This window comes from Rhizobium sp. 22-785-1, from assembly GCF_053521965.1.
Genome location: NZ_JBNWDI010000012.1, coordinates 52,923 through 79,018 on the forward strand (window position 1 = coordinate 52,923; position 26,096 = coordinate 79,018).

Sequence of the window (26,096 nt, forward strand, 5' to 3'; positions counted from 1 at the left end):
TTTCTGTCAAGCGCAAACATAGCCGCCGCCTGGCAGGTTTATCGGGTTTTTGCCGACAAGTTTGCGCACGCCGCAGCGCAGATAATGTGGTCGGTCTAGTTGTCATACAGGTTACCAGCCGTGGCCGTGAACGATCTCAAACGCCACCCGGCGTAAGAACATCGAATCTGACCCTTATGTTCTTGTTTTATTCTCCTTCCCATGCCAAGTTAACTGCACGATAGGGTAGAGCCGTGCGGACGGCGAATACGGCTGTGGGGGCCATTCATGGTAGCGCGCGTCAATACAATTGCGTTTCAGGGTATCGAGGGCGTCCCTGTCGAAGTTCAGGTCATGGTCGCACCTGGCAAAGTCGGAATGCAGATCGTCGGCCTGCCGGATAAGGCTGTCGCCGAAAGCCGCGAACGTGTCCAGGCGGCACTTCACGCATCCGGCCTCGCCATGCCCGCCAAGCGGGTCACGGTCAATCTCGCCCCTGCCGATCTTCCCAAGGAAGGCTCGCATTTTGACCTCCCAATCGCGCTTGGCCTTATGGCCGCACTTGGCGCCATTCCGGCAGAGGCGCTCAACCGCTTCGTCGTGTTGGGAGAACTTAATCTGGACGGCACGATCGGTGCGGTGGCAGGTGCTCTTCCAGCGGCGATTGCCGCCAACACGCAAGACAAGGGTCTGATCTGCCCCGCCGATAGCGGACCCGAAGCAGCATGGGCGGGTGCCGATATCGACATCCTTGCGCCGCGCAGCCTGATTGCCATCGCCAACCATTTTCGCGGCACGCAACTTCTCTCAAGACCGGTTCCCGCCATTCGCGCCAACCCGGATAATCTGCCGGACCTGGCAGACATCAAAGGCCAGGAGAGCGCGAAACGCGCGCTCGAGGTTGCGGCAGCCGGTGGTCACAATCTCCTGATGGTTGGCCCGCCCGGCTCCGGCAAATCCATGCTGGCCTCCCGTCTGCCTTCAATTCTGCCACCGCTTTCGGCTTCTGAACTTCTCGAAGTCTCGATGGTACATTCGATCGCAGGCCAACTTTCCGGCGGTAAACTCTCCGATCGACGCCCGTTTAGAACACCGCACCACTCGGCGACTATGGCCGCCCTTGTCGGCGGAGGGTTGCGCGCCAAGCCGGGCGAGGCCTCGCTCGCCCACCACGGGGTGCTGTTTCTCGACGAATTTCCAGAATTCTCGCCGCAGGTGCTGGATGCGTTGCGCCAACCGCTCGAAACCGGTGAATGCATCATCGCCCGCGCCAATCACCGCGTCAGCTATCCCGCCGAGATCCAGCTGGTGGCAGCCATGAACCCCTGCAAATGCGGCATGGCCGGTGAACCCGGCTTCATCTGCGCACGCGGCCCAAGATGCGTTTCCGATTACCAAGCGCGCATTTCCGGTCCGCTGATGGACCGCATCGATATCCGTATCGAAGTTCCTGCCGTCTCCGCAGCCGACCTGATCCGCCCCATGGCAGCAGAGGCGAGCGCCGATGTCGCCCGCCGTGTCGCGCGTGCCCGTCAGATGCAGGAGGAACGCTTTGCAGCCGCAGGCTTTCAGGGCATTCGCACCAATGCACGCTGCACCACGGCACTGATCGAAAAATACGCCCAGCCCGACGCAGCCGGTCTTCAGCTTTTGCGCGACGCCGCCGAGAAGCTGAAATTCTCCGCTCGCGGATATCACCGCATCCTCAAGGTTGCGAGGACGCTCGCCGATCTGGACGATAAGGCTGTCGTCGGGCGACTGCATCTGGCGGAGGCTATTTCTTACCGCATCGCCGGTGAGAGGCTTTCTGCTGCGGCTTGATTTGTTTACCGGACGGTTTCACTGCCACGGCTTTGATAAATGACGTGAAAAATTCTTTTTGTTGGCAAGATCAGCCAGTCGTACCGAAGCGTCCAGCAATAACTCTGGAGTGACCCACAGCAAAAGAGACAAAAAGCTGATCTCGGTTATGCGGTAAAAGTGTCGCGCGGCGTTGACTGGGTTCTGCTCTTACGAGAGTTTTGGAAAACACTCCGATCGGCATGGCGGAGAGGTCTAGAGCGCCTGAAGTCAACACCCAGTTTTGAATTGAAACGAACTTAAAAGTGTGGCGACTTTCCTTAGTGTTCGGGCTGATGGTCAAGGCGCGCCGACAATCTGTCACCGAGAATAAGTCGAATTCGACGTAATTTGTGAAGTTTTCGCTCACCCGTCATTGCTAAAATCGAGCCGATCAAGGTGGGGGACCGACGATGGTTGTAAAGATGATGATAGCGAGTGCCATTGCGATGGCGTCGCGGACAATGCCACTGATGCCGATTTCGATGGGGCGCAGACGAACAGCGCCGGTGATTTCGGCTTCATCCGGACACATGGAGATGAAGCCAGCTCCGATCAATCCGGAGTGGATTATATCTGGTGACCCACAAGCGCGCATGGCGGACCATTCTCGCAGTGGTGACCGGGCTGCCTATACCGCGCTGTGGGATTGCACGGCGGGGACGTTCCGTTGGTTCTTCATGTGGGATGAGACCGTTCATATCATCGAGGGAGATGTGCATGTAACGGCGGCCGATGGGTCGGTACATCATCTCCATGCGGGTGATGTTGCCTACTTCAAAGCTGGGACGTGGGCCACGTGGCGCGTGGACACCTATGTTCGCAAGGTCGCTTTCCTTCGCAGGCCCTTTCCGATGGCGCTCGCCCTTGCCTACAGCGTCAAGAACCGAGTTTTCCCGGCAAAAGCGCCGTCGCTCTGAGGCGGCAATCCGCTCTATTGAACGAAAATGCGCACACTCGACGCCCGGCCATCGGCGTCGATGACGGTTAGCGTGGAAAAGCCTTGACCTTCCGGCTGCCACTCGTTGCTGCGTTTGCGCGTGAGATCCGGCAGCGGCTTTCCATTTGCAAGCCAGCGGAACGGCGCACGGCCACCCTGAAGTTTGAGGACCAGCGGCGAAATTGTGCCTGTGCTATCTGACAATTCGACCCGCGCACCCTCCGGCGGATAGACGATCAAAGGCGAAGACTCGCGCCTGGATGACGAGAGAAGTCCGCTGGATGTTGTGGTGAAGCGGCGCTGATTGGCAGGAAGGTCGCCGTAGCTCAGCCTTAAAACGCCGCTTGGTGCGGGTGCAAAAGGCGTGTTCGCCACGGCGGACTTGGCAAAGGCATCGAAAAGTATAGGGGCTGCAGTCGCGTAACCGGCAATGCCGGGAACGGACCCGTTATCGGCGCGTCCCACCCAGACCCCAATCACATATCGGCCATCGTAACCGACCGACCAGGCGTCGCGATAGCCGTAGCTCGTACCGGTCTTATAAGCGATGCCGCGCTGCTTCATGCCAAGTGGCGGCAGAACGCCGGATAGCGTATCGCTAATGTTCCAGATGGCGCTGCGTGAAAAGATCGGTTCGACGTCGAGAACCTCTGGCCTGTTTCTCACGCCATCGCCAAGCTTGACCGGCTGACCCTGGTTGGCAAGGCTCGCATAGAGCTGAACGAGATCCACCAACGACAAACCCGCACCGCCAAGCGCGATAGCAAGGCCTGGTGGCTCGGTCTTGGGAAGCGTGAGATTGACGGAAGCGCGCCTGAAGCGCACCATCAACGCGGCTGGGCTGACGGCATCCAGAAGCTTGACCGCGGGCACGTTGAGAGACAATTGCAGGGCTTGGCGGATACTGACATCGCCCTGATACTGCATATCGAAGTTGCGCGGTCGATAGCCGGAGAAATCCGCCGGGCGGTCCTCGATGATCGTCTCCTGCGAGACGAGGCCATTTTCAAAAGCAAGCCCGTAGATGAAGGGCTTCAGCGTCGAGCCCGGTGAGCGGATGGCGCGGCTCATCTCCACCCAGCCACGACGGTCGCTATCTAGAAAACCGGCGGAGCCGACTTCTGCAAGAATTTCACCGTTGCTGCTATCGGCCATGACGATGGCGACCGACACCTTGTCGTTAATCCTGTCTGCTGCATGTCGCGCCAAGGCTTCGAGTTCGTTCTGGATGCCGCGCCGCAAGGTGGAGCCGATGACATGCTGGCTTGAAAACTTTGTCCGCGCAGCCTGCGCCAAATGCGGAGCCAAGGCAGGCAGCGCCAAACGATCCCTGGGAACAGCTGTGGCGGATGCACGCTCGGCTTCTCCTTCCCCAACAATGCGAGCGACAGCGAGCCTTTGCAGCACGCGCTCGCGAGCCTCTTTGGCAGCATCTGGAAAACGATCCGGTCTTCGCTTTTCGGGAAGTTGCGGTAGCGACACCAGAAGCGCCGCCTCTGCCGTATCGAGCCGCCGTGGCTCCTTGCCGAACCAGGCGAGACTTGCTGCGCGAACGCCTTCGATATTGCCGCCATAGGGCGCGATGTTGAGATAGAGTTCGAGGATTTCATCCTTGCTTAAACGGCGCTCGATCTGCATGGCGCGCAGCATCTGGCGGAATTTGGCGCTGAAAGAACGATCGGCGCGTGGCTCGATCAGCCGTGCCACCTGCATCGAGAGCGTAGACGCGCCGGAAACGATGCGGCCATTGGTCAGCAACTGCCACGCGGAGCGTGCCAGCGCCTGGATATCGACGCCGTGGTGGTCGTAAAACCGCTGATCCTCATAGGCGATCAGCATCTTGATAAATTGCGGATCGACCTCTGAGGCAGTGGTCTGCAGTCGCCAGTATCCGTCCGGCGTAGCGAAGGCGCGCAGGAGATTGCCATCGGCATCCACCAGTTCCTGCGAAACAAGGCGGGCATTTTCCAACGGTGGCGGATAGGCACGATCCAGACGGTCAAGCCCATACATGGCGGCGCCAGATACGCACGCCGCCAGAGCAAAGCCTAAGAAAAAGCTGTGCCAACCCCTCATTGCTGCGCTGCGCGAACCTCCATGCGGCCCGTCGCGGTACGGGCGGAGAACTGCGGACGATACATGTCCTCCACGCTCGCGGCCGGGTTGTCATAGGTGCCGGGGGTTACGGCACGTACCACATAGGCCAGCGTGATTTCCGAACTATCGCCCGCGCTTCTGTCGAAAGCCGCGACGAAGCGGTCATAACGGAATTCCGTATGCGCCGCTTGCGTTTCCGGCAACCAGTCGAAGTTGGCAAGCGCTGCACTGTTGACGAGGCTCGGATTATCGATCTCGAAACCGGCTGGCAGAAGATCGGTGACGAGAATGCGTGCCTGCCAGTCATTTTGCGGAATGGCGGTCAGCACCACAACGTATCGTTGGTTCTGCTCGACCTCGCTGACATTCACCTCTTCGCCATCCATTGAGTAATAGGTCTTCTCGATGGTAAAGCCGTCGCCGCCCGCCGGCAGGGGCTTGGACGGCGGCGCCACGGTGGTAACGACCGCCGTGACAGGGTTAGCCGATTCGTTGGTGACGTTGAGCGGTGCCCGAAGCAATTCATCGCCGCTCATGCGCTGGCTGAAGCCGCCCTGTTGCAACGTGCCGTTCACATCGAGGCGAATATCTTTGTCCTCGCCCTTCAAGGCACGGGCGGCCAGAACCATCCAGGCCTGCTCCTGCGTACTGGTATAGCTCCTTGACTCGAAATCCTTGGCAACGACGCCCGCAAGCTGAGACACGACCGCCGGAACCGGACGGCTTTCTGCCGCCAGCGCCAGAGAGGCGGCGCCATCTCGCAACGCTGAACCGTAATCGGCGCGCGCCAGCGGCACGTTCGCGCTGGAAGAGGCCATGGTCAACGAGGCTCCGAAGGCGGATTTGGCGCGTGCCGCATCGCCATAGAGAGAGAGCGCTGCCGCAACCTGTGCCTTGGCAAGCGGCGTCGGGAACTCGTTCAAGGCCGTATCAGAATAATAGCGCAGATCGTTGATCGCAGCCTTGCGGTTGCGCGCCAGAACGTAGAGCGAATAGGCGATCTCGTTGCCGCGATCCTTGACATTGCTGTCATAGGCGAGCCCATTTTGCAGATTGTTCAGTGCCTGCACCATGGCCGCTTCCGGCACATCGTAGGACTGCTCACGTGCCCGCGTCAGGAAATCGGTGATGTAGGCGTCCAGCCATAGATCCCCTTCGCCCGGCGACCAGAGACCGAAGCTACCTGCGCTCGATTGGAAAGAGAGCACCCGGTAGATCGCATCCTGCACACGCTTGCGCAGTTCCGGATCGTCCTTGCCACCGCTGTCCTTCATCAATTCTGACGTGTAAAGCAGCGGCAGCGCCCGGCTCGTCGTCTGTTCGGCGCAGCCATAGGGATACTTGTCCAGCATCATCATCAGTGCCGGAACATCGAAGGCCGGAGAGCGGGTGACGTTGACCGACACCGACGAGCCAACCAGCAAGCTATCGGCCAGGAGGTTGCCGTCCACCGTCAGGCTGCTGTTCGGCGCAATCTTAATGTTGCGGCGTGTCGTGACCGGAAGAACCGATGGACGCACGGGAATGGTCAGCGCCTGCTCCAGCGAAATACCGCTGGCATTGCTGACCCTGATCGCGATCTCCCCTTCACCGGGAAATTCGCCCGTCAAAGGCACGGTCAGGGACGTCTTCCCACCCTTCTCCAGTCTCTTTACCTCAGAGAATTCGCCCTGATCCACGGTCACAGCCATGTTGCTGGTGACATCGATCTTGTAATCACCTGCCTCGCCATCGGTGTTGGCAATGTCGAGCCGCAACTGCGACACGTCGCTTGGGCTGAGGAACTTTGGTGCGCTGGCAGTCACAACCACCGGATCGCGAATGACGACATCCGAAACCGCATGGCCGACTCCGGTCTTGGTCCAGGCAACCGCCATGACCCGCGCCGTGCCGTTGAATTGCGGAATATCGAAACTGACCGTCGCCTTGCCCTCACTATCCAATTCAACCGGACCGGCAAAAAATGCAACGAGCTTCTCTTTAGGCGGGCTGCCCTGCAGCGCAACCTGCCCGCCATCGCCACCGGTTCTGAGACGCCCAGTGGCACCGAGCGAACCATCGATCAGGCGGCCATAGATATCGCGGATTTCAAGCCCAAGCCTACGCTGGCCGAAATACCATTCATCCGGTTTCGGCGGCTCGTAGCGGGTGAGGTTTAAAATGCCGACATCCACGGCTGCAATCGTCACATAGGCCTTGTCCCCCGCACCCGCACCGGAGACATGCACCGGAATCTGCAGCGCCTGCCTCGGCAATGTCTGCTTGGGAAGATCGAGCGCGATGCCAAGCTTGCGCTCGCCCGGATCGACCGCCAGCCACTTCACGCCAATGGCGCGCATCGGCATACGGCTTTCCTGCGCGTCGCCGGGGCGGAACAGGGTTGCCGTTACATAGGAACCAGCGCCCCAATCTTCCGTCACCGGGATTTCAACTTCGCCGCCCTTGTCGCCGATCTCGACATTCTGCACCGAGATGAGCTTTTCGGAACCTGCGACCACCATCAACTGTCCGGCATAACGGGAGGTGACCTGAAGCTTGGCGGTCTCGCCGACCTTATAGCTTTGCTTGTCGAGCGCGATTTCCAGCGCATCCGGCGTCTCGGTCGAGCTTGCGGTGACGAACCAGCCAGCATCGAATTCCACGCTGGAGACTGCACCATCATTTTGTGGGGCTTCTACCTCCAGCCGGTAACGGCCCCAGTTGACGGGAACGGAAATCTCCGCACCATCCGATGTTACGGAAAGCGTACCGGTCTCTACCTGCTTGGTATGAACCACCGGCTCATAGCGCCAGGAATTGCCCTGACGATACCATTGATAATTGCGCTCGACCTTGATCAGCTTCCAGGTGAGGTCCTTCATGGCCTGCCTGCTGCCATCTGGCGCAAGGCCGATCACATGGAAACGGCCGATGGAGTTTTCCGCCAGATCCCCCGAGAATTGCGGCTTGATGCCGATCATGTTGGCGTCGGACTTCACCGGCAATGTCAGCGAACGCTCCACCGCACGGCCACCCGCCTCGCGCATGCGGACCGTGATGTTGGCTGACAGGAACTGCGTAGTTGAGGGAAGATCACCAAGCTCCACCGGGAATCTTGCCTTGCCGTTTTCATCCAGGGCAGGAAGATTATCGAGCGTCGTGCGGCTTTCCTCTTCCGTCTCCTCATCCGCCAGGCCGAAGAAGTAGCCTTCGAAGGCCGGGTTGGTGCGCGTCGGCTTCAGCGCCACTTCGCCTTCCAGCTCAAGTCCTGCCGCCGGTGCGCCATAGAGATAGCGGCCATCGACGTCGATCTCGGTCTCACCCGCCGGATCGATCTCCTTCGATGCGCTGGTCAGCTCGAATTCGGTGCGATCAGGAACGAAATCATCGACCAGAAAGGATTTTTCGCTGATCGCGCTGGCCTTTGGATCAGTGTAAATCCGCATCGTCCAGGTCCCACGCATGGCAGATTCCTGAAGTGGCAGATCTACCGCGTGACCGCCGAGCGCCTTGCCATCACTGACGAAGCGCCGATCCTCGACGCCGTCAGGGCGCGAGAAGATAAATGTCAACGGCAGGTTTTCGATCGCATTGCCTTCGACATCGCGCGAAAGTGCGGATGCATGCACCGTTTCACCAGCGCGGTAAATACCGCGCTCCGTCCAGCTGAACACATCGATGGCACCGGGTGCGGCGCGACCGGTCACGCCCCGGTCGGAAAGATCGAAGCCAGCGCGTGTCATGTCGAGGAAGACATAGTCCTTTTCGCCATTGCGCGCTGTTATGATGGCAGGCGCCTGTCCTGCAGAGCCTCGCATCAAGCCTGCGGAAAATGTTGCACGGCCTTCGCCATCCGTGGTGGCGGAACCGAGCACTTCGTTGTTCTTGGCCAGAAGCTGAAGCGAGACGCCTTTCAATGGTTCGGCCGTACTCAGAGCCCGCACAAAAACATTGAGACCATCGGTTCCGGCATAGGTGGTGATGCCAGTATCGGAAATCAGAAACCACTGAGTGGCGCGCGCGTCCCAGTTTTCCGGAGCCGTGCCCGGCGGAACAGCAGTCATGACATAAATACCGGGCTTGCGATCCGGCAGAGCCTCGTCCACCGGGAAACTTGTGACCACGTCCTTGTTCAGTTCGGTCTGGATATCGATCCCGCCCTGCCAGACGAGTTCCCCCAACTCGTTCTCGATTTTTTCGGCGCCATAGCCATCCATCTGGGTAAGGAACTGTGAATTGGCCAGAAGCGAGGTGATGTTGCGATCGCCTACACGATAAAGCTTCAAATCCGCATGATCGATATTGACCGAGACGAGCGGAATGCCGCGACGCGCCGTGCCGGGAAGCACGAAGTTATCGCCGGTGAAGCGCACCGAGCCTGCGCGGTCGCGCACGTAAATGTCAAGATCAACCTGCTTCTCCAGCGGCTCTTCCACGGAGGACGGCAGGCCGGCGCGAAGGGCTATCTTGTATTTCTGCCCATGGGTCAGACCTTCCACGCAAATCTCGCTGCCCTTGGCTTCGAGCGCTTTTGGCGCAGCGCCATCGAGTGTTACGAAGGGCGAATAATCGGCATTCTTGACCAGGGGCTCTGAGAACTGAATGCAGGCACGCGGCGTCACGCTATCGTTGTCAACCGTGTTGTTAACGACGCGGAAGCCCTGGCGGGTGCGAAGATCGTTATAGGCCGTGCGTGTCTTGGCGACATCCGAAAGCGCAAGGCTTGCCTTGTAAGAATTCAGCGCCGCGCGATAGTTCTGACCCTTCTCGAACGCCTGAGCCAGCCGGTTCAGCGCCGTCAACCGAGCGCTCTGCGTTCGGCTGAACTGGTAGGCGTTGAGCGCTGCCGCTGGTGCCTCGCCGAGAATTTCATAATTGTTTTCGACCTTCGCTTCGACGGAGGAAAGTTCAGCCCACAGATCACCATTTTCTGGGTTGAGAGAAAGCGCGGACTTATAGACTTCCACAGCCTGCGGGATGTCGAATACCGCTTGCTGGTGGGCCTGCGACAGCAGGGCATCAAGCCCTTGCGTGTCATCGGCCTGCGGCAGGTTGGCCTTCAGCTTTCGCGCCTGCTGGTAGAGACTGTCCTCGACGAAGGAGAGACGCTGCGGTGCGCCGAGGTCTGGCTCGCTGGCTGCTTCGACGATCTTGCCGGCAACAGCGCCTGGAAAGGCGTTAAGCTGGTTGTAATCCGACTTCAGAAAACACCACTTCACCTTGGGGTTATAGGTGAAGGCCTTGCAGCCCTTGTCATCGATGCAAATGGTCTTGCACTGGTCAAGCGAGACATTCTGCTCGGTGCGCAGATCGAAACCGAAATAGTCGCCATTTGCGGTCGTCACCACCTTGCGCGTCGCATCCTGTGCCAGGAGCGGAGATGCGGTCAAAGCGGCAAGAACAAGAGCAAAGGCGTGCGTAACGACGCGAAAGGACATCGGTCTCTCCCCGAAAACACAATGATCGGCGCGACTTTGGTCCTATTCAAGCTTCTTTGTCAACGGAGCCTTATGTGTGCGCCCGCCACTCCCGGCGCAAAAGTGCATATTGCATCGTATTCTCGTAAAGCGGGTGTCCAGCCTCGTTCTTGGTGAAGGAAATGAAGTCCAGGAACAGCCCTTCGCGGCGCATCCCGAGCCTCTCGCATAGCTTCTGAGAGGCAAAGTTATTATCTTCGACGTAGGCGTAGAGGCGACGTATCTGCCTCTCGACGAAAAGCCAGCGAAACAGTGCGCGAGCCGCTTCCTGCGCGTAGCCACAGCCGGCATAGTCGCCATTAAAATTCCACCCAACGGACAGCGTATCACCCTCTTCATCGGCAATGGCAAAGAGATCGCCGATCACCCTGTCATGCTCGGTGGAATAGACTGCAATATAGTCATCGGAGCCGCCACGCTTGATTGCTTCTGCCTCGGCCTCTTCGAGGTTTTGAAGCCGTTGCGAAAGAAAGCAGTTCGGCCGCGGATCGCGCAAATAGGCAAGCAGGTCCTGCGCGTCTTCCGCCTTGAAGTTTCTGAGAGCCAAACGTGTCGTTCTAATCTCGTCCATTTACGTCTCCTGAGAGTGGCACCTTCTGGTGCCAACAAATTGGCGAGCACGGCCATCCGTTGAAAAAACAACAACATTATGTCGAGCAGGCTTGGTCATTCGGCTGCCCTTACGTCAACTCCTCCATTCGTTGCCGCCTTGCAACGGATCGAGGATTTCAGCTTGCAATCATCTGCTAATTGAATGCGACGTCGTGGACACAGGAGGAACTCACGCGCAGTGTCACGGCATTCGGCGGGGGCTGATTCAGAAAGGTTTTCAAATGAGAAACGTCATCAAGCTTGCTGCACTCATGGCAGCGCTTGCTTCTACCACCGCTTATGCGGCTGACCTTGCCGTTCAGACCGAACCGGCAGTCGTTGCCGATCCAGGCGGCTTCTACATCGGTAGCCTGAACAGCCTGACATTTATGGACGACACAAACTTCTCGATCGTTGGCGCTGGCGTCAACACCGATTACGATGTCGGTTACTACAGCGCATTTCGCGCCGGTTACAGCTTCGGCTCTTACGACTTCGTTTCCCCACGCGTGGAACTTGAAGTCGGTTACGGCCGCTCGGATGTCGATACGCACACGGTGAACGGCGTGGGCGCTGCTGGCTCCTTCGGCTCCGCCCGCAACTTCCAGGGCTACGTCAACGGCTACATCGACGTTCCGACCGGCACGGCCTTCACCCCTTACTTCGGTGGCGGTATTGGCGCGATGAACCTCAAGCTTCGTGATCAGGGCACAGCTGGTCCTGGCGTGATCATGAACGACAGCGACACGGCATTTGCATACCATCTGGATGCAGGCGTGGGCATCGAGTTGAACACCATCTCCTTCCTGCGTGACAGCGCGCTGTTTGCCAACACCACCTTCGATATCGGCTATCGTTACACGGGTGCGGACAACTTCGACTTCACCGCAGCAGACGGCACGGTTTCCAGCACAGACTTCAAGAGCCACGCCATCACCGCCGGCTTCCGTCGTCAGTTCTGATCGAACAACGGTCGCTCCAAATGAAAAGGGATCGCGCCGTGCGCGGTCCCTTTTTTGTTGAGGCGAGTGGTTTGAAAGTCGAATAGGGCTAGTGCGAGAGCGAACCCAAAGCGCCGCGCACTTTATCTCGATTTGCTGGAAAGTTTCCCAAAGGCTTTTAGAAGACCGTTCTCGGAGATCACCAGATAGTCTTCCATCTTCTCGCTTGCCTCTGCAAACCTGTCCTCTTCGCACAGAGTGACGATCTCCTCGTTCATGTCGACGAAGGGCGAGTGCAGCAGACGTGGATCCTCAATGAGAGCAAAGCCCAGACGAAGCTCGGCCGACACCCTTTCATAAAGCTCGCTCAATCGCTCGCTATCGGCAAGCGCGACCACAGCGGAGTGGAACGCCATATTGGCGCTGCCGACATCGAGCCAAAGCTCCTGCTCGCGCTTCTGCTTGGCCTCCTCGACAGCCTGGCGCATGGCCTTGACCGATTCATGCAGGCGCCACGCTTTGCGGAGCGCCCCGCACTCGAGCATGCGCCGCACGCGGTAAATATCCATGATCGAAGCCATGGTCGGCGTCTGCACGAAAACGCCGCGATTGGTCTCGTGCCGCAGAAGACCCTCTTTCGTCATGATGCGAAAGGCCTCACGCAGAGAATTGCGTGACACTTCCAGATGCTCGCTGAAGGCTGCTTCCGATATACGCTGACCCGGTCTGAGTTCGCCCGAAATCAGCATGAGGCGGATGCGCTTGGCGATCCAGTCGGACAGCGGCATGCTTTCACGTGTGTCTGTCACAGGCTTCCTCGCTTCTTCTTGCGCGGTCTTCAGATAACAAAAGACTGGAGGAATCAAGCAATAGTTTCAACGGCTTTAACGGCTGCGCCGCCAGGACGAGGAAGTGTTGTCCAAGACGTCACTGTTGACCTGAGAAACGGCATATGAATGAACAAAACAAAAAAATTGTTGAACAATATTGACATCACAAACAAACCATCCATGATGACCTGATAAGCATCCGCGAGGGGCGGGTGACGATAAGAACAGGAAAACTCTCATGCAGCAGCCCGAGCAAATGCCCGGCCGCACGAACGCGGCTGCGCCCAAAACAAACTCCAGACGCTTTGCACTGCTATCTGCCATCTTCCTGATGGCGACATCGGCCATCGGCCCAGGCTTCATCACACAGACGGCGACATTCACGACGCAGTTGGGCGCCGCCTTCGCCTTCGGCATTCTTGCCTCCATCCTCATCGACTTCGTCGTCCAGCTCAACATCTGGCGCATCGTCACACTGACGCGTATGCGCGCCTCGGACATTGCCAATGCAGCCATTCCGGGATCAGGCTATCTTCTCGCCATCCTGGTCATTATCGGCGGTCTGTTCTTCAACATTGGCAACATCGGCGGCACCGGCCTTGGGCTCAACGCCATGTTTGGCCTCGACCCGAAGATCGGCGGCGCTATCAGCGCGGTCTTCGCTATCGCCATCTTCCTTTCCAAGCGCGCTGGCCTGGCGGTTGACCGCTTCATCATATTCGCTGGGATCGTGATGATCGTGCTGACGCTCTATGTCGCGTTTGTTTCTGCACCGCCCGTCGGTGATGCGTTCCGCCAGACGTTCCTGCCGGACACGATCAATTTCGCAACGATCACCACCATCGTCGGCGGCACCGTTGGCGGCTACATCACCTATTCCGGCGCTCATCGTCTGCTGGACCGCGGCATGGTCGGCATCGAAAATCTACCCGCCGTCAACCGCGCAGCACTGACGGGTATCGCCGTCACCGGCATCATGCGCTACGTGCTGTTTCTTGCCATTCTCGGCGTCGTCGCCAGCGGTGTCATCATCGATACCTCCAGCCAGGCGGCCAACCCGGCCGGTCAGGCATTCCGCTCGGCTGCGGGTGATCTCGGCTTCCGTCTGTTCGGCATCATCTTCTGGGCAGCCGCGATCACGAGCGTCATTGGGGCGGCCTATACCTCCGTTTCATTCCTGCCAGTCTTCAAGCAGGACATGAGCGAGCGCGCCCGCAACATCGCGACGGTCATCTTTATTGCCGTGTCGCTCGTCGCCTACATTCTGATCACCACGCCGCCTGCGGCCATGCTGGTCTTCGTCGGCGGTCTGAACGGCCTGATCCTGCCGATTGGCCTTAGCATCTTCCTTTTCGCCGCATGGAAGCGTGAAGACCTGATGGGCGGTCATCGCTACTCCCGCGTCCTGCTCGGCCTCGGCGTCCTGACCTGCGCATTGACATGGTACATGGGCTACAAGTCTGCTGGCACGATCTTCGGCCTGCTCGGTCTTTGATAAGACTGTGACAAAAAACACGTGGCCGCCCCGGGTGGCCACGCTTACCAAAACGGTTCAGGAGAACACCACCATGGCGCATATCGACCTCAACAGCGATCTTGGCGAAAGCTACGGCGCATGGAGCATGGGCGACGACGAAGCGATGCTCTCCATCGTCTCCAGCGCCAATATTGCCTGCGGTTTTCACGCGGGCGATCCGACCGGCATTTTCAAGACCGTGAAGGCGGCAACTGCCAATGGCGTGGTGATCGGCGCGCATGTGTCCTATCCTGACCGCGTCGGCTTCGGCCGTAGAGATATGGACGTAACGCCGGAGGATCTGATCGCTGACGTGATATACCAGATCGGCGCGCTGAAAGGCATTGCCGCTGCCGCTGGAACCACGGTTCGCTACGTCAAGCCACACGGTGCGCTTTACAATCGCATCGCCCACGATTCCAAGCAGGGACAGGCCGTCGTTGACGGCATCAAAGCCGTCGATCCATCGCTGGTGCTGATGGGTCTCGCCAACGCGCCAATTCTCGATCTGGCACGCAAGGCGGGACTTTCCGTTGTGGCAGAAGCTTTTGCCGACCGTGCCTATACGCCGGATGGGCAACTCGTGTCCCGTCGCGAGAAGGGTGCGGTCCTCCACGATGCCGATCAAATTGCCGACCGCATGGTGCAACTGGCCCGCCAGGGAACGCTGGAAGCCATTGACGGAAGCATCATCAAGATCGAGGCGCAATCCATCTGCGTTCACGGCGATAGCCCAGGCGCGGTCGATATTGCACGCGAAATTCGCCGCCGGTTTGAAACGGACGGTATTGCCGTTCGCTCTTTCACCTCTTGAACGATAGGAGCGGCCAATGACCATCCCTACATCGCACACCGCCAAGAATGTCGAGCTTGCACAAAAAGCACGCGCCAGCTACCGCGCCGGTCTCGTGCAGCCGACCTCCGGTATCGCGCCGGGCTTCACGCAAGCCAACATGATCGTGCTGCCGCGCGACTGGGCCTTCGACTTTCTGCTTTATGCGCAGCGCAATCCAAAGCCTTGCCCTGTACTGGACGTCTCCGATCCCGGCTCACCCACCACGCTTCTGGCGCCCGGTGCTGATCTACGGACCGATCTGCCGCTCTACCGGATCTGGCGTGATGGCAAGCTCGCTGAGGAAACCCATGATGCCACGTCGGCCTGGGCCGAATGCGACGATATGGTGGCCTTCCTGATCGGCTGCAGCTTCACCTTTGAAACGCCGATGGTGGAAGCGGGTATCGAAATCCGTCACATGACGGACAAGAGCAATGTTCCCATGTATTTGACGAACCGCGCCTGTCGTCCTGCGGGACGCCTGAAGGGCAATATGGTGGTCTCAATGCGGCCGATCCCGGCATCGCGGGTTGCGGATGCGGCGACGATTTCCGGTCGCTTCCCGGCTGTTCATGGCGCACCAGTGCATATCGGCATGCCAGAGGAACTGGGCATCACCGATCTCGCGAAGCCGGATTTTGGCGATCCTGTGCGCATCGAGCCCGGCGAAGTGCCGGTGTTCTGGGCTTGCGGCGTGACCCCGCAGGCGGCGGTCATGGCGTCTGGCGTGCCCTTTGCCATCACCCATGCGCCGGGCCATATGTTCATCACAGATATTCCCGATTCCGCCTATCACGCGTGAGGATATGATGCGTTTTCTTCCCGTCAGTCTCACGACGATCCTGGTCGAACTAGCCGATCTTGATGAGACGCTTGCGCTTTTCGCCTCTCTCGAAAACGATCCGGTCGACGGCGTCGAGGAGACCGTTCCAGCGGCCCGCACCCTGATGATCCGCTTCCGTCCGGAAAAGATCGATCGCAAAGCGCTAGCCGCGGAACTTTCCCGTCGCGACCTGACGGCGAAGATCCCGCCTTCGGATCAACTGGTTGAAATCCCGGTTCGTTACGATGGCGAAGACCTTGCCGATGTCGCAGGTCTGACGGGACTGAGTGTTGATGAAGTTGTTCGCCGCCATACGGAGAGCGAGTTCACTGTCGCCTTTTGTGGCTTTGCACCGGGCTTCGGCTATCTTGTTGGTGGCGATCCGGCGCTGCATGTGCCGCGGCGTCTAAGCCCGCGCACGCGCATTCCGGCGGGCTCTGTGGCGCTGGCGGGTGCCTTCAGCGGAGTCTATCCGCAAAACAGTCCAGGCGGCTGGCAGATCATCGGCACAACGCCGGTGAAAATGTGGGACATCGACCGAGATCCCGGCGCGCTGTTCCAGCCAGGCTACCGGGTCCGTTTTGTCGACATGGACAAGGTGACGGGAAAGATCAGCCTACCGGCGTCTGCTCCTGCGAAGCAGGCTACCGAACCGTCGAGAGAAAAACCACATTTCGAAGTGCTTACAGCACCCATGCCCGCGCTTTTTCAGGACCTCGGCCGCTTCGGACAGACCGGTCAAGGCGTTTCCGCCTCCGGTGCGCTTGATCGCGGCGCCTTCAATGCGGCAAACCGCATCACCGGCAATCCACATAACACGCCCTGTTTGGAACTGACGCTCGGCGGCTTTTCCTTCCGCGCCTCGAGCCGGGCCGTGATCGCTCTTGCCGGAGCCCCCTGCCCCATTACCATCGAGACGGCGCACGGGCGCTTCACAGCCGATATATACACGCCGATCTCGCTTGAGTCCGGCGACGTGGTCACGTTTGGCCAACCTTCCAAGGGCATGCGCTGTTATCTCTCCGTCCGCAGCGGCTTTGACGTCGAGCCGGTGCTGGGAAGTTTCGCTACCGATACGCTGGCCATCGTCGGGCCTAAGCCGGTGGTCGCTGGCGCGATCCTGCCGCTCAAAAGCGAAGCCAAGACGCTGTCTAGCGTTGCCATCGATGAAGTTGCGAGCTTCGAACCGCCGTCCGTAGACGATGTTGTCACGCTCGACGTCGTTCTCGGTCCGCGCACCGACTGGTTCTCGCAGAGGGGTATCGAGACGCTGACAAACCAACTCTGGCAGGTGACGCCGCAATCCAACCGCGTGGGCATTCGCCTGGCAGGTGAGGTTCCGGTGGAACGCCTCGATAGCGCAGAACTGCCGAGTGAGGGCACTGCCACAGGCGCAATCCAGATTCCCCATAGCGGCCAGCCCGTGCTCTTCCTTGCCGATCATCCGCTGACTGGCGGTTATCCGGTGATCGGAGCCGTGGCGGAGTATCATCTCGATCTCGCGGGGCAGATCCCCGTCAATGCCAAAATCCAGTTCCGCCCGATCGGGCCTTTCGCCGACATCACAGCCAAGAACATTTGAATCCGAGGAGAATAGCGATGAAGAAAGTTCTGATTGCCAATCGCGGCGAAATCGCTGTCCGGATCATTCGCGCATGCGCGGATTACGGTCTCCAGTCTGTCGCCGTCTATGCCGACCCGGATCAGGATGCGGTGTTCGTGCGCATGGCGGATGAGGCCTATGCGCTGGAGGGTGTGCGCCCTTCGGAAACCTACCTCGATATCCCCAAGCTGATTGCCATCGCGAAGCGTTCGGGTGCGGACTCCATCCATCCCGGCTACGGCTTTCTGTCCGAACGCGCCGAATTTGCGCAAGCCGTGCTTGATGCAGGCCTGATCTGGATCGGCCCCGACCCGAAGGTGATCGACGCATTGGGCGACAAGGTCGAGGCGCGACGCATCGCGACGAGCGTCGGCGCGCCGCTCGTTGCTGGCAGCGACGGCCCGGTGGACACCGCAGCCGAAGTCATCGCCTTTGCCGAAGAACACGGCCTGCCGGTCGCCATCAAGGCCGCCCATGGCGGCGGTGGACGCGGCTTGAAGGTTGCCTGGAAGATGGAAGAGATCGCCGATCTCTACGAATCCGCCGTCAGAGAAGCGACCGCCGCTTTCGGTCGCGGCGAATGTTTCCTCGAACGCTTTCTCGACCGGCCGCGCCATATCGAGGCGCAGGTTCTGGCCGACAAGCATGGCAACGTGCTGGTGCTCGGCACCCGCGACTGCTCGCTGCAGCGCCGTAATCAGAAGTTGATCGAAGAAGCCCCTGCCCCCTTCCTCTCGGACGAGCAACGGCAAAAAATCCACTCGTCCGCCAAGGCGATCTGTGCCGCCGCGGGCTATAGCGGTGCCGGCACGGTGGAGTTTCTGCTCGGCGTCGATGGCACGATTTCGTTCCTGGAGGTCAATACCCGCCTTCAGGTTGAGCACCCCGTTACCGAGGAAACGACCGGTATCGATCTGGTCATCGAACAGTTCCGCATCGCCGAAGGCAAGTCGCTGCGTGTTCTGGAGACGCCGGAACCTCGCGGCCACTCGATGGAGTTCCGCATCAACGCCGAGGATCCGGGCCGTGGATTCCTGCCCACACCCGGCGCCATCACACTCTTCGATCCGCCCGCCGGCCCTGGCGTTCGTCTCGATAGCGGCGTCGTGACTGGCTCAAGCGTGCCTGGCGTGTTCGATTCTCTGATGGCGAAGCTGATCGTCACCGGTGAAAATCGCCAGCAAGTGTTGCAACGCGCGCGCCGTGCCCTGAAAGAGTTCAAGATCGAAGGTGTGGCGACCGTTTTGCCTTTCCACCGTGCGGCGCTGGAGTCGGACGACTTTGCAGGCAAGGATCGTTTCAACGTCCACACCCGCTGGATCGAAACCGACTTCGCCGCAATGCCGCATGCGATGGAGCGCCCTGTCCAAGCAGAAGATCCATCCATCCAACGCACCTACCTCGAAATCGATGGCAAGCGCGTTTCCGTGGGTCTACCCACCGTTCTCCTCTCCGCCCTCGGCAAAGTCGGCACCGTATCTCCGATTGGTTCGGATAGCGCAGCCGTTCAAAAGGATGGCGAGATCGCCGCTCCCGTTTCAGGCACGTTGCAATCCTTCAAGGTTGAAGATGGGCAAAGCGTCTCCGAGGGAGACCTCTTGGCGGTGATGGAAGCCATGAAGATGGAAACGCAAATCATTGCCACGAAAAGCGGCAAGATCCGCCTGCTGGTCAAGGAAGGCGATTATCTCCAGGCTGGCGCCGCGCTAATGTCGATCGATTGATCGCGCTTGGGGGAAAGGCGCAAACTCCGCCCTTTCCCCAACACTCTGTGCGCCTACAGTCAACATCGCGCCTTTGTCACGTTCTCCTGAAGGAACACATCCCACACTCCGAGGTTAGGCCCATCAACCAACGGAGGTTCCCATGAGTTCGGAAAAAAACGTCGACAAGATCCATGCGGATGCAAAACCGCAATTTGCGCCGGGCAAAAAGACCTCGGACAATAACGGCGTTGCAAGCGCCAAACCCACTGTCATTACTGGCTCCGACGACGCGACAGCCAACAAACTCCCGCCGGGTGAAAAAAAGCCTGAAAAGGACTGGGACGTAAATTACGACGAGCGTGAAATGAACGAGGGCGATTTCCGGGGCTAGGAGCACAGGAAACCCCCTCCACCTGGCGAAGCTCGTGTTCAGGGAACTTTCGATCCCATGCCGAATTTAAGAGACATGGCACATACCGCTAGACCCGCACAGGCGCAGAACCATCAACCCGACATTCGCGACCGGTTGATCGTCGCACTCTACGCGCAATTGAAGGCGGAGCGGGACACGCGGGAAGCGATGGAATGGGTCGCTCGCCACGGCGGACTATCGCCGGAGGTGATGGAGGCTATGACTTCTGACCCCGTCCCGGCGTTCTCGCAGGACGATCTGGTCGCAGTAGAGCGCATCATCGAGCGGGATCGTTCCGACCGATCCAAAGTGCAAGAAAGCTGACAAATGGCCCCGAGAGCCGTGTGGAGAGGTAGCATCAAATTCGCTGATTTTCAGTGCGATGTCGGACTCTACACAGCCATCTCATCGTCGGAGAAAATCTCATTCAACATCATTAATCGCAAAACGGGTAATCGTGTCGAGCGACAGTACCTGGATAGTGAAACTGGCGATAAGGTCGAGCGCGACCAACAGGTTAAAGGTTACGAACTTGAGAATGGCGATCATATCGTCATAGAGGGCGATGAGCTTGCCGAGCTGTTGCCAGATGCCAACAAGACAATCCGGATCAAGAATTTCCTCGATTGTACCGAAATCGATAAGCTCTATTTCGACAAGCCCTATTACCTCTCGCCTTCCACGGACGAGGACCGTGAAGCCCTATCGCTTCTGGCGCAAACGCTGAAAGACCGCCAGGTCGCGGCACTTGCGGAAGCGATACTCTTTCGCCGGAACCGAATGCTATTGATCCGGCTCGATGGCGATGCGCTGATCGCCACGACATTGAACTATGATTACGAGGTGCGCTCGCAAGCCGCCGCATTCAAATCCATTCCCGATATCGAATTCGATGATGAGATGCTGGAACTTGCAGGTCACATCATCAAGAAGCGGGCAGGCAAGTTCGATCCGTCGCATTACAGCGACCGCTATAATGATGCTCTGACAGAACTCGTGCAGGCGAAAATCGAAGGCAAGACGATCAAGAAGCGCGAGCCCGAGAAGCGCGATAACGTCATTGATCTGAAAGAAGCGCTGCGCCAGAGCGCCGGTGCTTCTGACAAGAAGGCTACCAAGCCGAAGTCATCCGGCACCGCCAAACGCAAGAAGGCAAGTTGATCCATGGGCCTTCAAACCTATAATCAGAAGCGCAAATTCGACAAGACGCCGGAGCCGAAAGGTGAAGCGGCTGCCACCGCCGGCAACAGTTTCGTGGTGCAGAAACATGATGCCCGGCGGCTGCACTACGATTTCCGCCTGGAAATGGACGGCGTGCTGAAGAGTTGGGCGGTGACCAAAGGCCCGAGTCTCGATCCGAATGAAAAGCGGCTTGCCGTTCATGTCGAGGATCATCCGCTAAGTTATGCGGACTTCGAAGGCACCATTCCGAAGGGACAGTATGGCGGCGGCACCGTTATCGTCTGGGATCGCGGCACCTGGTCTTCAATCGGCGATGCGAAGAAGGCCTATCGCAAAGGCCACATGGAATTCGAACTCGACGGCGAGAAGCTGAAGGGCCGCTGGCATCTGGTACGGATGAAGGGAAAACCAGACGAGAAAAGGGAAAACTGGCTGCTGATCAAGGCGCATGACGAAGAGGCCAGCGACACCGTCGATCTGCTCGATAAGGCTGCCGATTCCGTCAAGACCGGTCGCAGCATCGAGCAAGTGGCGAAAAAACCCAAGGACACTTGGAATTCCAAGCCGGTGTCTTCGAAGGCCAAAAGCGCGAGGAAAGTCAGCAAACAGGTGCATGATTTCCCAAAGGGCAGCCGCAAGGCTGCAATGCCCTCCTTCATAAAGCCCGCCTTGGCGACCTTGAAGAACCGGGCGCCGGAAGGATCTCGCTGGCTGCACGAAATCAAGTTCGACGGGTATCGTCTGCAGGCCAAGATCGAGAGGGGTGAGGTCGTGCTCCTCACTCGTAGCGGGCTGGACTGGACGGAGAAATTCGGAGAGGCCATCCGCCAATCGCTCGCCGCACTGCCGGTGGAAACTGCCATTATCGACGGCGAACTGGTTGTCGAAAAGCAAAGTGGCGTTTCCGACTTCTCCGCACTTCAGTCCGATCTTAGCGAGGGTCGGCATGATCGTTTTCGCTACTACCTCTTCGACCTGCTCTATCTGGATGGCCGAGACCTGCAGGAAGCGCCACTTGTGGATCGCAAGGCGTTGCTGGAAAAACTGTTACCCTCCGACGACCCTGTGCTTCGCTACAGCGCGCATTTTCAAGAGGACGGAGAAAAGGTTCTCCAGAATGCCTGCTCGCTTGGACTGGAAGGTGTCATCTCTAAGGTCGCCGAGTCTCCCTACGTCTCCGGGCGCAAGGGACAGTGGATTAAGTCCAAGTGCAGCAGCGGTCAGGAATTTGTCATCGGAGGCTATACGCTGTCCTCCTCATCGGACGAGGCTATCGGCTCTCTGGCGCTTGGCGTTTACGAGAATGGCAAGCTTCGGCATGTCGGCCGGGTGGGAACCGGCTTCACCGGCGCGACCGCAGAGATGATCTTTAACAGGCTCAAACCTCTGACGCAGACAGAAAGTCCCTTCTCGCAGAAGCTGAAAGCACCTGCCCGGCGCGATCTTCACTACGTCAAACCAGAGCTTGTCACGGAAGTCGAGTTTCGTGGCTGGTCCGGCGATGGCAATCTTCGCCACGCCTCCTTCAAAGGGCTGCGCGAAGACAAGGCACCCAAGGAGGTCAGCCGGGAGATGGAAGACATAACAAAGTCTAAGACAGATGGCGCAACACAGACACCACAGACGAAGATCAAATTCACCCATCCCGAGCGGGTCTATTGGCCGGATCAGAAGACTACCAAGGCAGACCTGGCCGACTATTATGCGACGGTGTGGGAGTATATTTCACCCTACGTCACCAATCGCGCACTTTCCCTGCTCCGCTGCCCGGAAGGTATCGACGGCCAAACATTCTTCCAAAAGCACCCCTGGCGCGGCATGAATAAAGCGATCGGTTCGATTAAAGACCCGAAAGACCGCGCGGGCGAACCGCTTGTGGTCATCAGCGATTTCGATGGCGTGATGGCGCTCGTTCAATCCGCAGTGCTTGAAATTCACCCATGGGGTTCGACCACCAAGGCTTGGGAAAAGCCGGACTTGATCACCATGGATCTCGATCCGGGTAAGGACGTGGAATGGAACGCTGTGGTCGAAGCCGCGCTCGATCTTAAATCCCGGCTGGAAGCGGCGGGGTTGGCGGCATTCGTAAAGACTTCCGGCGGCAAAGGCCTGCATGTCGTCGCACCCCTCGAGCCGAAGGCGGGCTGGGCTAAGGTAAAGAGTTTTGCGAAAAAGCTTGCGACTGACATGGGCAGAGATGAGCCGGATAAATATCTGGCTGTCGCAACAAAGGCCAAACGCAATGGTCGCATCTTCATCGATTATCTGCGCAATGGGCGCGGAAGCACGGCGGTCGCACCCTATTCCACTCGTGCGAGGGCTGGCGCGACTGTGTCGATGCCGCTTGAATGGTCCGAGCTTTCTACTGTCAAAGGACCGGCGGAGTTCAACGTGAAGAACACGCCGAAGCACGTCAAGGAGAGGAAGACAGACCCATGGGCCGACTTCTGGGCATCCGCCAAGCCGCTTCCTGGTTAAGATGAACGTGGATTTCTAGGACTGTAAGCTCTTCTTCAGCGCGTCCATGATATTGATGACATTGCCGCCCTTTTTCACCGGCCCTGGCGAGGTCTTTGTCTTCGACTTCGGCCCGCTCTTCGCTTTTGTCTTCAGCAGCTTCTGTACCTTTTTCTGCACGGTATCTTGTACCAGAGACGGCTTCCAATTCGTCAGTTGCTTGTCGATCTGCTTATCCAGCGCCTCTTGCAGCTCTTTGTCGATCTTTATCTTTTTGTCGATCGTATCGACGGCCTCGCGAACCTCGTCGCCATAATGCAGCGTCCAGAGGATGATGCCCTTGCCCGACGGCTCCAGCAGCACCGCGTGCTCGCGGCGGTAAAGCACCAGGCGGGCGATGCCCACCACCTTGTTGGCCTTCATCGCTTCGCGAATGACGCTGAAGGCTTCTGACCCGATCTTGTCTTCCGGTTTGAGAAAGTGCGGTCGATCGTACCATATCCAATCGATGGAGCCTGCGGGCACGAAGGTCTGGATATCGATGGTTCTAGTGCTTTCCAGGGCGACCGCATCGATCTCGTCATCCTCGAGAAGCACAAAGTCACCGTCCTCCTTCGGGAAACCCTTCACCTGATTTTTTTCCGCTACGGGCCGGTGCGTGACACTATCCACGTAGCGGCTTTCCACGCGATTTCCGGTTTCGCGGTTGATGACGTGGAAACGGATCTTGCCACTTTCAGAGACCGCGGGCGTGAGTGACACCTTTGCCGTGACGAGCGACAGTCTCAGGTGACCTTTCCAGAATGTCTGTCTCGGCATGGAAACTCCTCGGAGGCGACGATTTCTTCCAACAACCTCTTCTAATCCCCGGAGTGGAGATGAAGTTCCCCGACTATCAGATCCAGCCCTCTCCTTCTTTCTGCAACAAAGGCGTGGAGAAGGCAGTACGGACGCGCGGTGGCCACTTTTGGTCGAGCTTTTCCAACGCCTCTCGCCAGCGCTCGGATTGCAGCATGGCAGCACCAACGACGACCGGCTCGATACCGGATGCACCCAACAGGGAGAGGCCCGCGATAATGGAGGTACCGGAGGAAATAACATCGTCAATGAGCGCCACGCGCCTCCCTTGCAGAAGCGGCAGCATGCGGGGATCGACATAGAGGCGCTTTTCCTGCTGCGTCGTAATGGACGACATCGGCACTGAGAGCGCATCGAGATACCAGAATTTCCGCGACGTACCGAGCGGCACATAGCGCGAATGGCCGAGGCGACGCGCCACTTCGCTTGCGAGCGTCAGGCCAAGGGTGGGCAATCCCACGACCACATCCGGTTCGAAGACCTTCAGCTTGGCAGCAAGATCATCCGCCAGCACCCCCAGCACCTCGAAGGAGGCCTGGTTGATAATCAGGGAGGCCAGCGCATGCGCTCCATCGGAAAGCGGACGGATCGGCAAACGCAGTTGCCGCCCATCGTCCAGCGTCACCGGGTAGAAGCCGACCTTCGTTCCTTCGGTGGGAAAGCTGCCTGGCGCATGTAGCTCCTGCCAGAACTCGTGAGGCTCCATCATGCGTCTTTCCCCATCATTTGTTTCCTCAACATCGTCTACATTTCTGTTAAATTTCCTATTAAATTCAACGTACTTTTGCACTACAAATACCTCTGATATCCGGGCAGCACTGCTCGGCTTCCACACACAAATCCCAAGGACTTCACTGATGACTGCGTCGATCATGACCGCCGAAGAGCTTTCCTATCTGACGGCGCTGCGTCGCGATCTGCATGCCCATCCAGAGCTTGGATTCGAAGAAGAGCGGACGAGCCAGATCGTCGCCTCCCTGCTGGAGGAGGCAGGCATCTCCGTCCATCGCAGTCTGGGGCTCACAGGTATAGTCGGAACGCTTCAGGTGGGAAACGGCACGCGCCGGATCGGGCTGCGCGCAGACATGGACGCCCTTGCCATGCCTGAACTCGCGGAGCGACCGTATAAATCGACCAGACCGGGCAAGATGCATGCCTGCGGTCATGACGGACACACCGTCATGCTTCTCGGTGCTGCCCGCGCACTTGCGCAGACCAGAAACTTCTCCGGAACCGTACACTTCATTTTTCAGCCTGCGGAAGAGGGTCGCGGCGGTGCCAGGAAAATGGTCGAAGACGGGCTCTTCGAGCTTTTCCCCTGCGATGCGGTCTATGGTCTGCACAATATGCCCGGCCTCGATACCGATGAGATGGCGGTGGTTGAGGGGCCGCAGCTTGCGTCTTCCGACAGTTGGCGCGTGGTTTTCAAGGGGGTCGGCACCCATGGCGCAAAACCGCATCTCGGGCGCGATCCGATCACGGCCGCAGCGAGCTTTCTCGCTTCCCTGCAGAGCATTGTCGGACGTGTGGTCGATCCGCTGCAACCCGCCGTCGTCAGCGCCTGCTCGCTTCAGGCGGGAGATCCAAATGCGCTGAACGTGATTCCCGATCTTGTCCATATTGGCGGCACGGCGCGGGCCTATGCGGCCCATGTCCGCGATCAGTTGGAAGAAGAAATCGGCCGTCTGGCGCACGGCACTGCATCGATGTTTGGCATTGAGGCCAACTACGAATTCATCCGCCGCATCCCGCCTGTGGTCAATGAGGCGAGCGCGACCGAGCGCGCATTGAAGGCGGCGCGAAGCGTGTTCGGAGCCAAGGTGCGCACGGCCTTTCCGCCGTCCACTGCCGGTGACGACTTCGCTTTCTTTGCCAGCGAAGCACCGGGCTGCTACGTGTGGCTGGGCAACGGACCTGCCGTGGACGGCGCACTGCACCACAACACCTCCTACGATTTCAACGATGATGCGATCGCATCCGGCGTTGCCTTCTGGCAAACGCTGGTGGAGCAGGAATTGGCGGCGCAATAGC

General features: G+C 58.7%; 20 protein-coding genes. 13 read left to right on the forward strand and 7 right to left on the reverse strand.

The features are described 5' to 3' along the window. The first annotated feature begins 267 nt into the window (after positions 1-267). On the forward strand, positions 268-1,800 hold the full coding sequence (locus ACQZ5M_RS19770; RefSeq protein ID WP_449080629.1) for a YifB family Mg chelatase-like AAA ATPase: 1,533 nt from the start codon (positions 268-270) through the stop codon (positions 1,798-1,800). Between the two features lie 412 nt (positions 1,801-2,212). Here the strand turns inward: ACQZ5M_RS19770 and ACQZ5M_RS19775 are convergent, their stop codons facing one another. Continuing rightward, the gene (locus ACQZ5M_RS19775; RefSeq protein WP_296013915.1) at positions 2,213-2,353 is read right to left on the reverse strand and encodes a hypothetical protein; all 141 of its coding nucleotides are present in this window, start codon (positions 2,351-2,353) and stop codon (positions 2,213-2,215) included. Between ACQZ5M_RS19775 and ACQZ5M_RS19780 the strand changes: the two genes are divergently transcribed. Next, positions 2,304-2,738: a cupin domain-containing protein gene (locus ACQZ5M_RS19780; protein WP_449080663.1), complete on the forward strand. Its 435-nt coding sequence runs from the start codon at positions 2,304-2,306 to the stop codon at positions 2,736-2,738. The genes ACQZ5M_RS19775 and ACQZ5M_RS19780 overlap by 50 nt on opposite strands. Positions 2,739-2,752: 14 nt before the next feature. Here the strand turns inward: ACQZ5M_RS19780 and pbpC are convergent, their stop codons facing one another. From pbpC to ACQZ5M_RS19795, 3 genes are all read right to left on the reverse strand, one after another. Further along, positions 2,753-4,834: a penicillin-binding protein 1C gene (pbpC, locus tag ACQZ5M_RS19785; protein ID WP_449080630.1), complete on the reverse strand. Its 2,082-nt coding sequence runs from the start codon at positions 4,832-4,834 to the stop codon at positions 2,753-2,755. Next, positions 4,831-10,272 carry an alpha-2-macroglobulin family protein gene (locus ACQZ5M_RS19790; protein WP_449080631.1) on the reverse strand — a complete coding sequence of 1,814 codons (5,442 nt, stop codon included), beginning with the start codon at positions 10,270-10,272 and terminating at the stop codon, positions 4,831-4,833. The genes pbpC and ACQZ5M_RS19790 overlap by 4 nt, the downstream gene beginning before the upstream one ends. Positions 10,273-10,342: 70 nt before the next feature. Continuing rightward, positions 10,343-10,882 (reverse strand): GNAT family N-acetyltransferase, encoded by a 540-nt coding sequence (locus ACQZ5M_RS19795; protein WP_449080632.1) that lies wholly within the window; start codon positions 10,880-10,882, stop codon positions 10,343-10,345. 262 nt (positions 10,883-11,144) lie between these two features. Here ACQZ5M_RS19795 and ACQZ5M_RS19800 point away from each other — a divergent pair, with 262 nt between their 5' ends. Continuing rightward, on the forward strand, positions 11,145-11,864 hold the full coding sequence (locus ACQZ5M_RS19800; protein WP_449080633.1) for an outer membrane protein: 720 nt from the start codon (positions 11,145-11,147) through the stop codon (positions 11,862-11,864). Positions 11,865-11,986: 122 nt separating this feature from the next. Here the strand turns inward: ACQZ5M_RS19800 and ACQZ5M_RS19805 are convergent, their stop codons facing one another. Then, the gene (locus ACQZ5M_RS19805; RefSeq protein WP_296084435.1) at positions 11,987-12,652 is read right to left on the reverse strand and encodes a GntR family transcriptional regulator; all 666 of its coding nucleotides are present in this window, start codon (positions 12,650-12,652) and stop codon (positions 11,987-11,989) included. A 277-nt stretch (positions 12,653-12,929) separates the two neighbouring features. Between ACQZ5M_RS19805 and ACQZ5M_RS19810 the strand changes: the two genes are divergently transcribed. From ACQZ5M_RS19810 to ligD, 9 genes are all read left to right on the forward strand, one after another. Next, a complete protein-coding gene (locus ACQZ5M_RS19810; RefSeq protein ID WP_449080664.1) occupies positions 12,930-14,168 on the forward strand; it encodes an NRAMP family divalent metal transporter in 1,239 nt (412 codons plus the stop codon). Between the two features lie 73 nt (positions 14,169-14,241). After that, positions 14,242-15,003 carry a LamB/YcsF family protein gene (locus tag ACQZ5M_RS19815; RefSeq protein ID WP_296103064.1) on the forward strand — a complete coding sequence of 254 codons (762 nt, stop codon included), beginning with the start codon at positions 14,242-14,244 and terminating at the stop codon, positions 15,001-15,003. Between the two features lie 16 nt (positions 15,004-15,019). Further along, a complete protein-coding gene (locus ACQZ5M_RS19820) occupies positions 15,020-15,826 on the forward strand; it encodes a putative hydro-lyase (RefSeq protein WP_449080635.1) in 807 nt (268 codons plus the stop codon). Between the two features lie 7 nt (positions 15,827-15,833). Beyond that, complete coding sequence (locus tag ACQZ5M_RS19825) at positions 15,834-17,429, forward strand: 5-oxoprolinase subunit B/C family protein (RefSeq protein WP_449080637.1); 1,596 nt, start codon at positions 15,834-15,836, stop codon at positions 17,427-17,429. 17 nt (positions 17,430-17,446) lie between these two features. After that, entirely contained in the window at positions 17,447-19,174 is a 1,728-nt protein-coding gene (locus ACQZ5M_RS19830) for an acetyl/propionyl/methylcrotonyl-CoA carboxylase subunit alpha (protein WP_449080638.1), read from the forward strand. Between the two features lie 142 nt (positions 19,175-19,316). Next, positions 19,317-19,547 (forward strand): hypothetical protein, encoded by a 231-nt coding sequence (locus tag ACQZ5M_RS19835; protein WP_449080639.1) that lies wholly within the window; start codon positions 19,317-19,319, stop codon positions 19,545-19,547. A 75-nt stretch (positions 19,548-19,622) separates the two neighbouring features. Continuing rightward, positions 19,623-19,892, forward strand: coding sequence for a hypothetical protein (locus ACQZ5M_RS19840; protein WP_449080640.1), 270 nt, complete (start codon positions 19,623-19,625; stop codon positions 19,890-19,892). 3 nt (positions 19,893-19,895) lie between these two features. Continuing rightward, complete coding sequence (gene ku / locus ACQZ5M_RS19845) at positions 19,896-20,729, forward strand: non-homologous end joining protein Ku (protein WP_296085880.1); 834 nt, start codon at positions 19,896-19,898, stop codon at positions 20,727-20,729. 3 nt (positions 20,730-20,732) lie between these two features. Continuing rightward, positions 20,733-23,228 (forward strand): DNA ligase D, encoded by a 2,496-nt coding sequence (gene ligD / locus ACQZ5M_RS19850; protein ID WP_449080641.1) that lies wholly within the window; start codon positions 20,733-20,735, stop codon positions 23,226-23,228. Positions 23,229-23,243: 15 nt separating this feature from the next. Here the strand turns inward: ligD and ku (ACQZ5M_RS19855) are convergent, their stop codons facing one another. Further along, positions 23,244-24,026, reverse strand: coding sequence for a non-homologous end joining protein Ku (gene ku, locus ACQZ5M_RS19855; RefSeq protein WP_449080642.1), 783 nt, complete (start codon positions 24,024-24,026; stop codon positions 23,244-23,246). A gap of 76 nt (positions 24,027-24,102) precedes the next feature. Continuing rightward, positions 24,103-24,774 carry a phosphoribosyltransferase gene (locus tag ACQZ5M_RS19860; RefSeq protein WP_449080643.1) on the reverse strand — a complete coding sequence of 224 codons (672 nt, stop codon included), beginning with the start codon at positions 24,772-24,774 and terminating at the stop codon, positions 24,103-24,105. A 148-nt stretch (positions 24,775-24,922) separates the two neighbouring features. Between ACQZ5M_RS19860 and ACQZ5M_RS19865 the strand changes: the two genes are divergently transcribed. Further along, positions 24,923-26,095, forward strand: a complete 1,173-nt coding sequence (locus ACQZ5M_RS19865) for a M20 aminoacylase family protein (RefSeq protein WP_449080644.1) — start codon at positions 24,923-24,925, stop codon at positions 26,093-26,095. Position 26,096 lies beyond the last annotated feature (1 nt).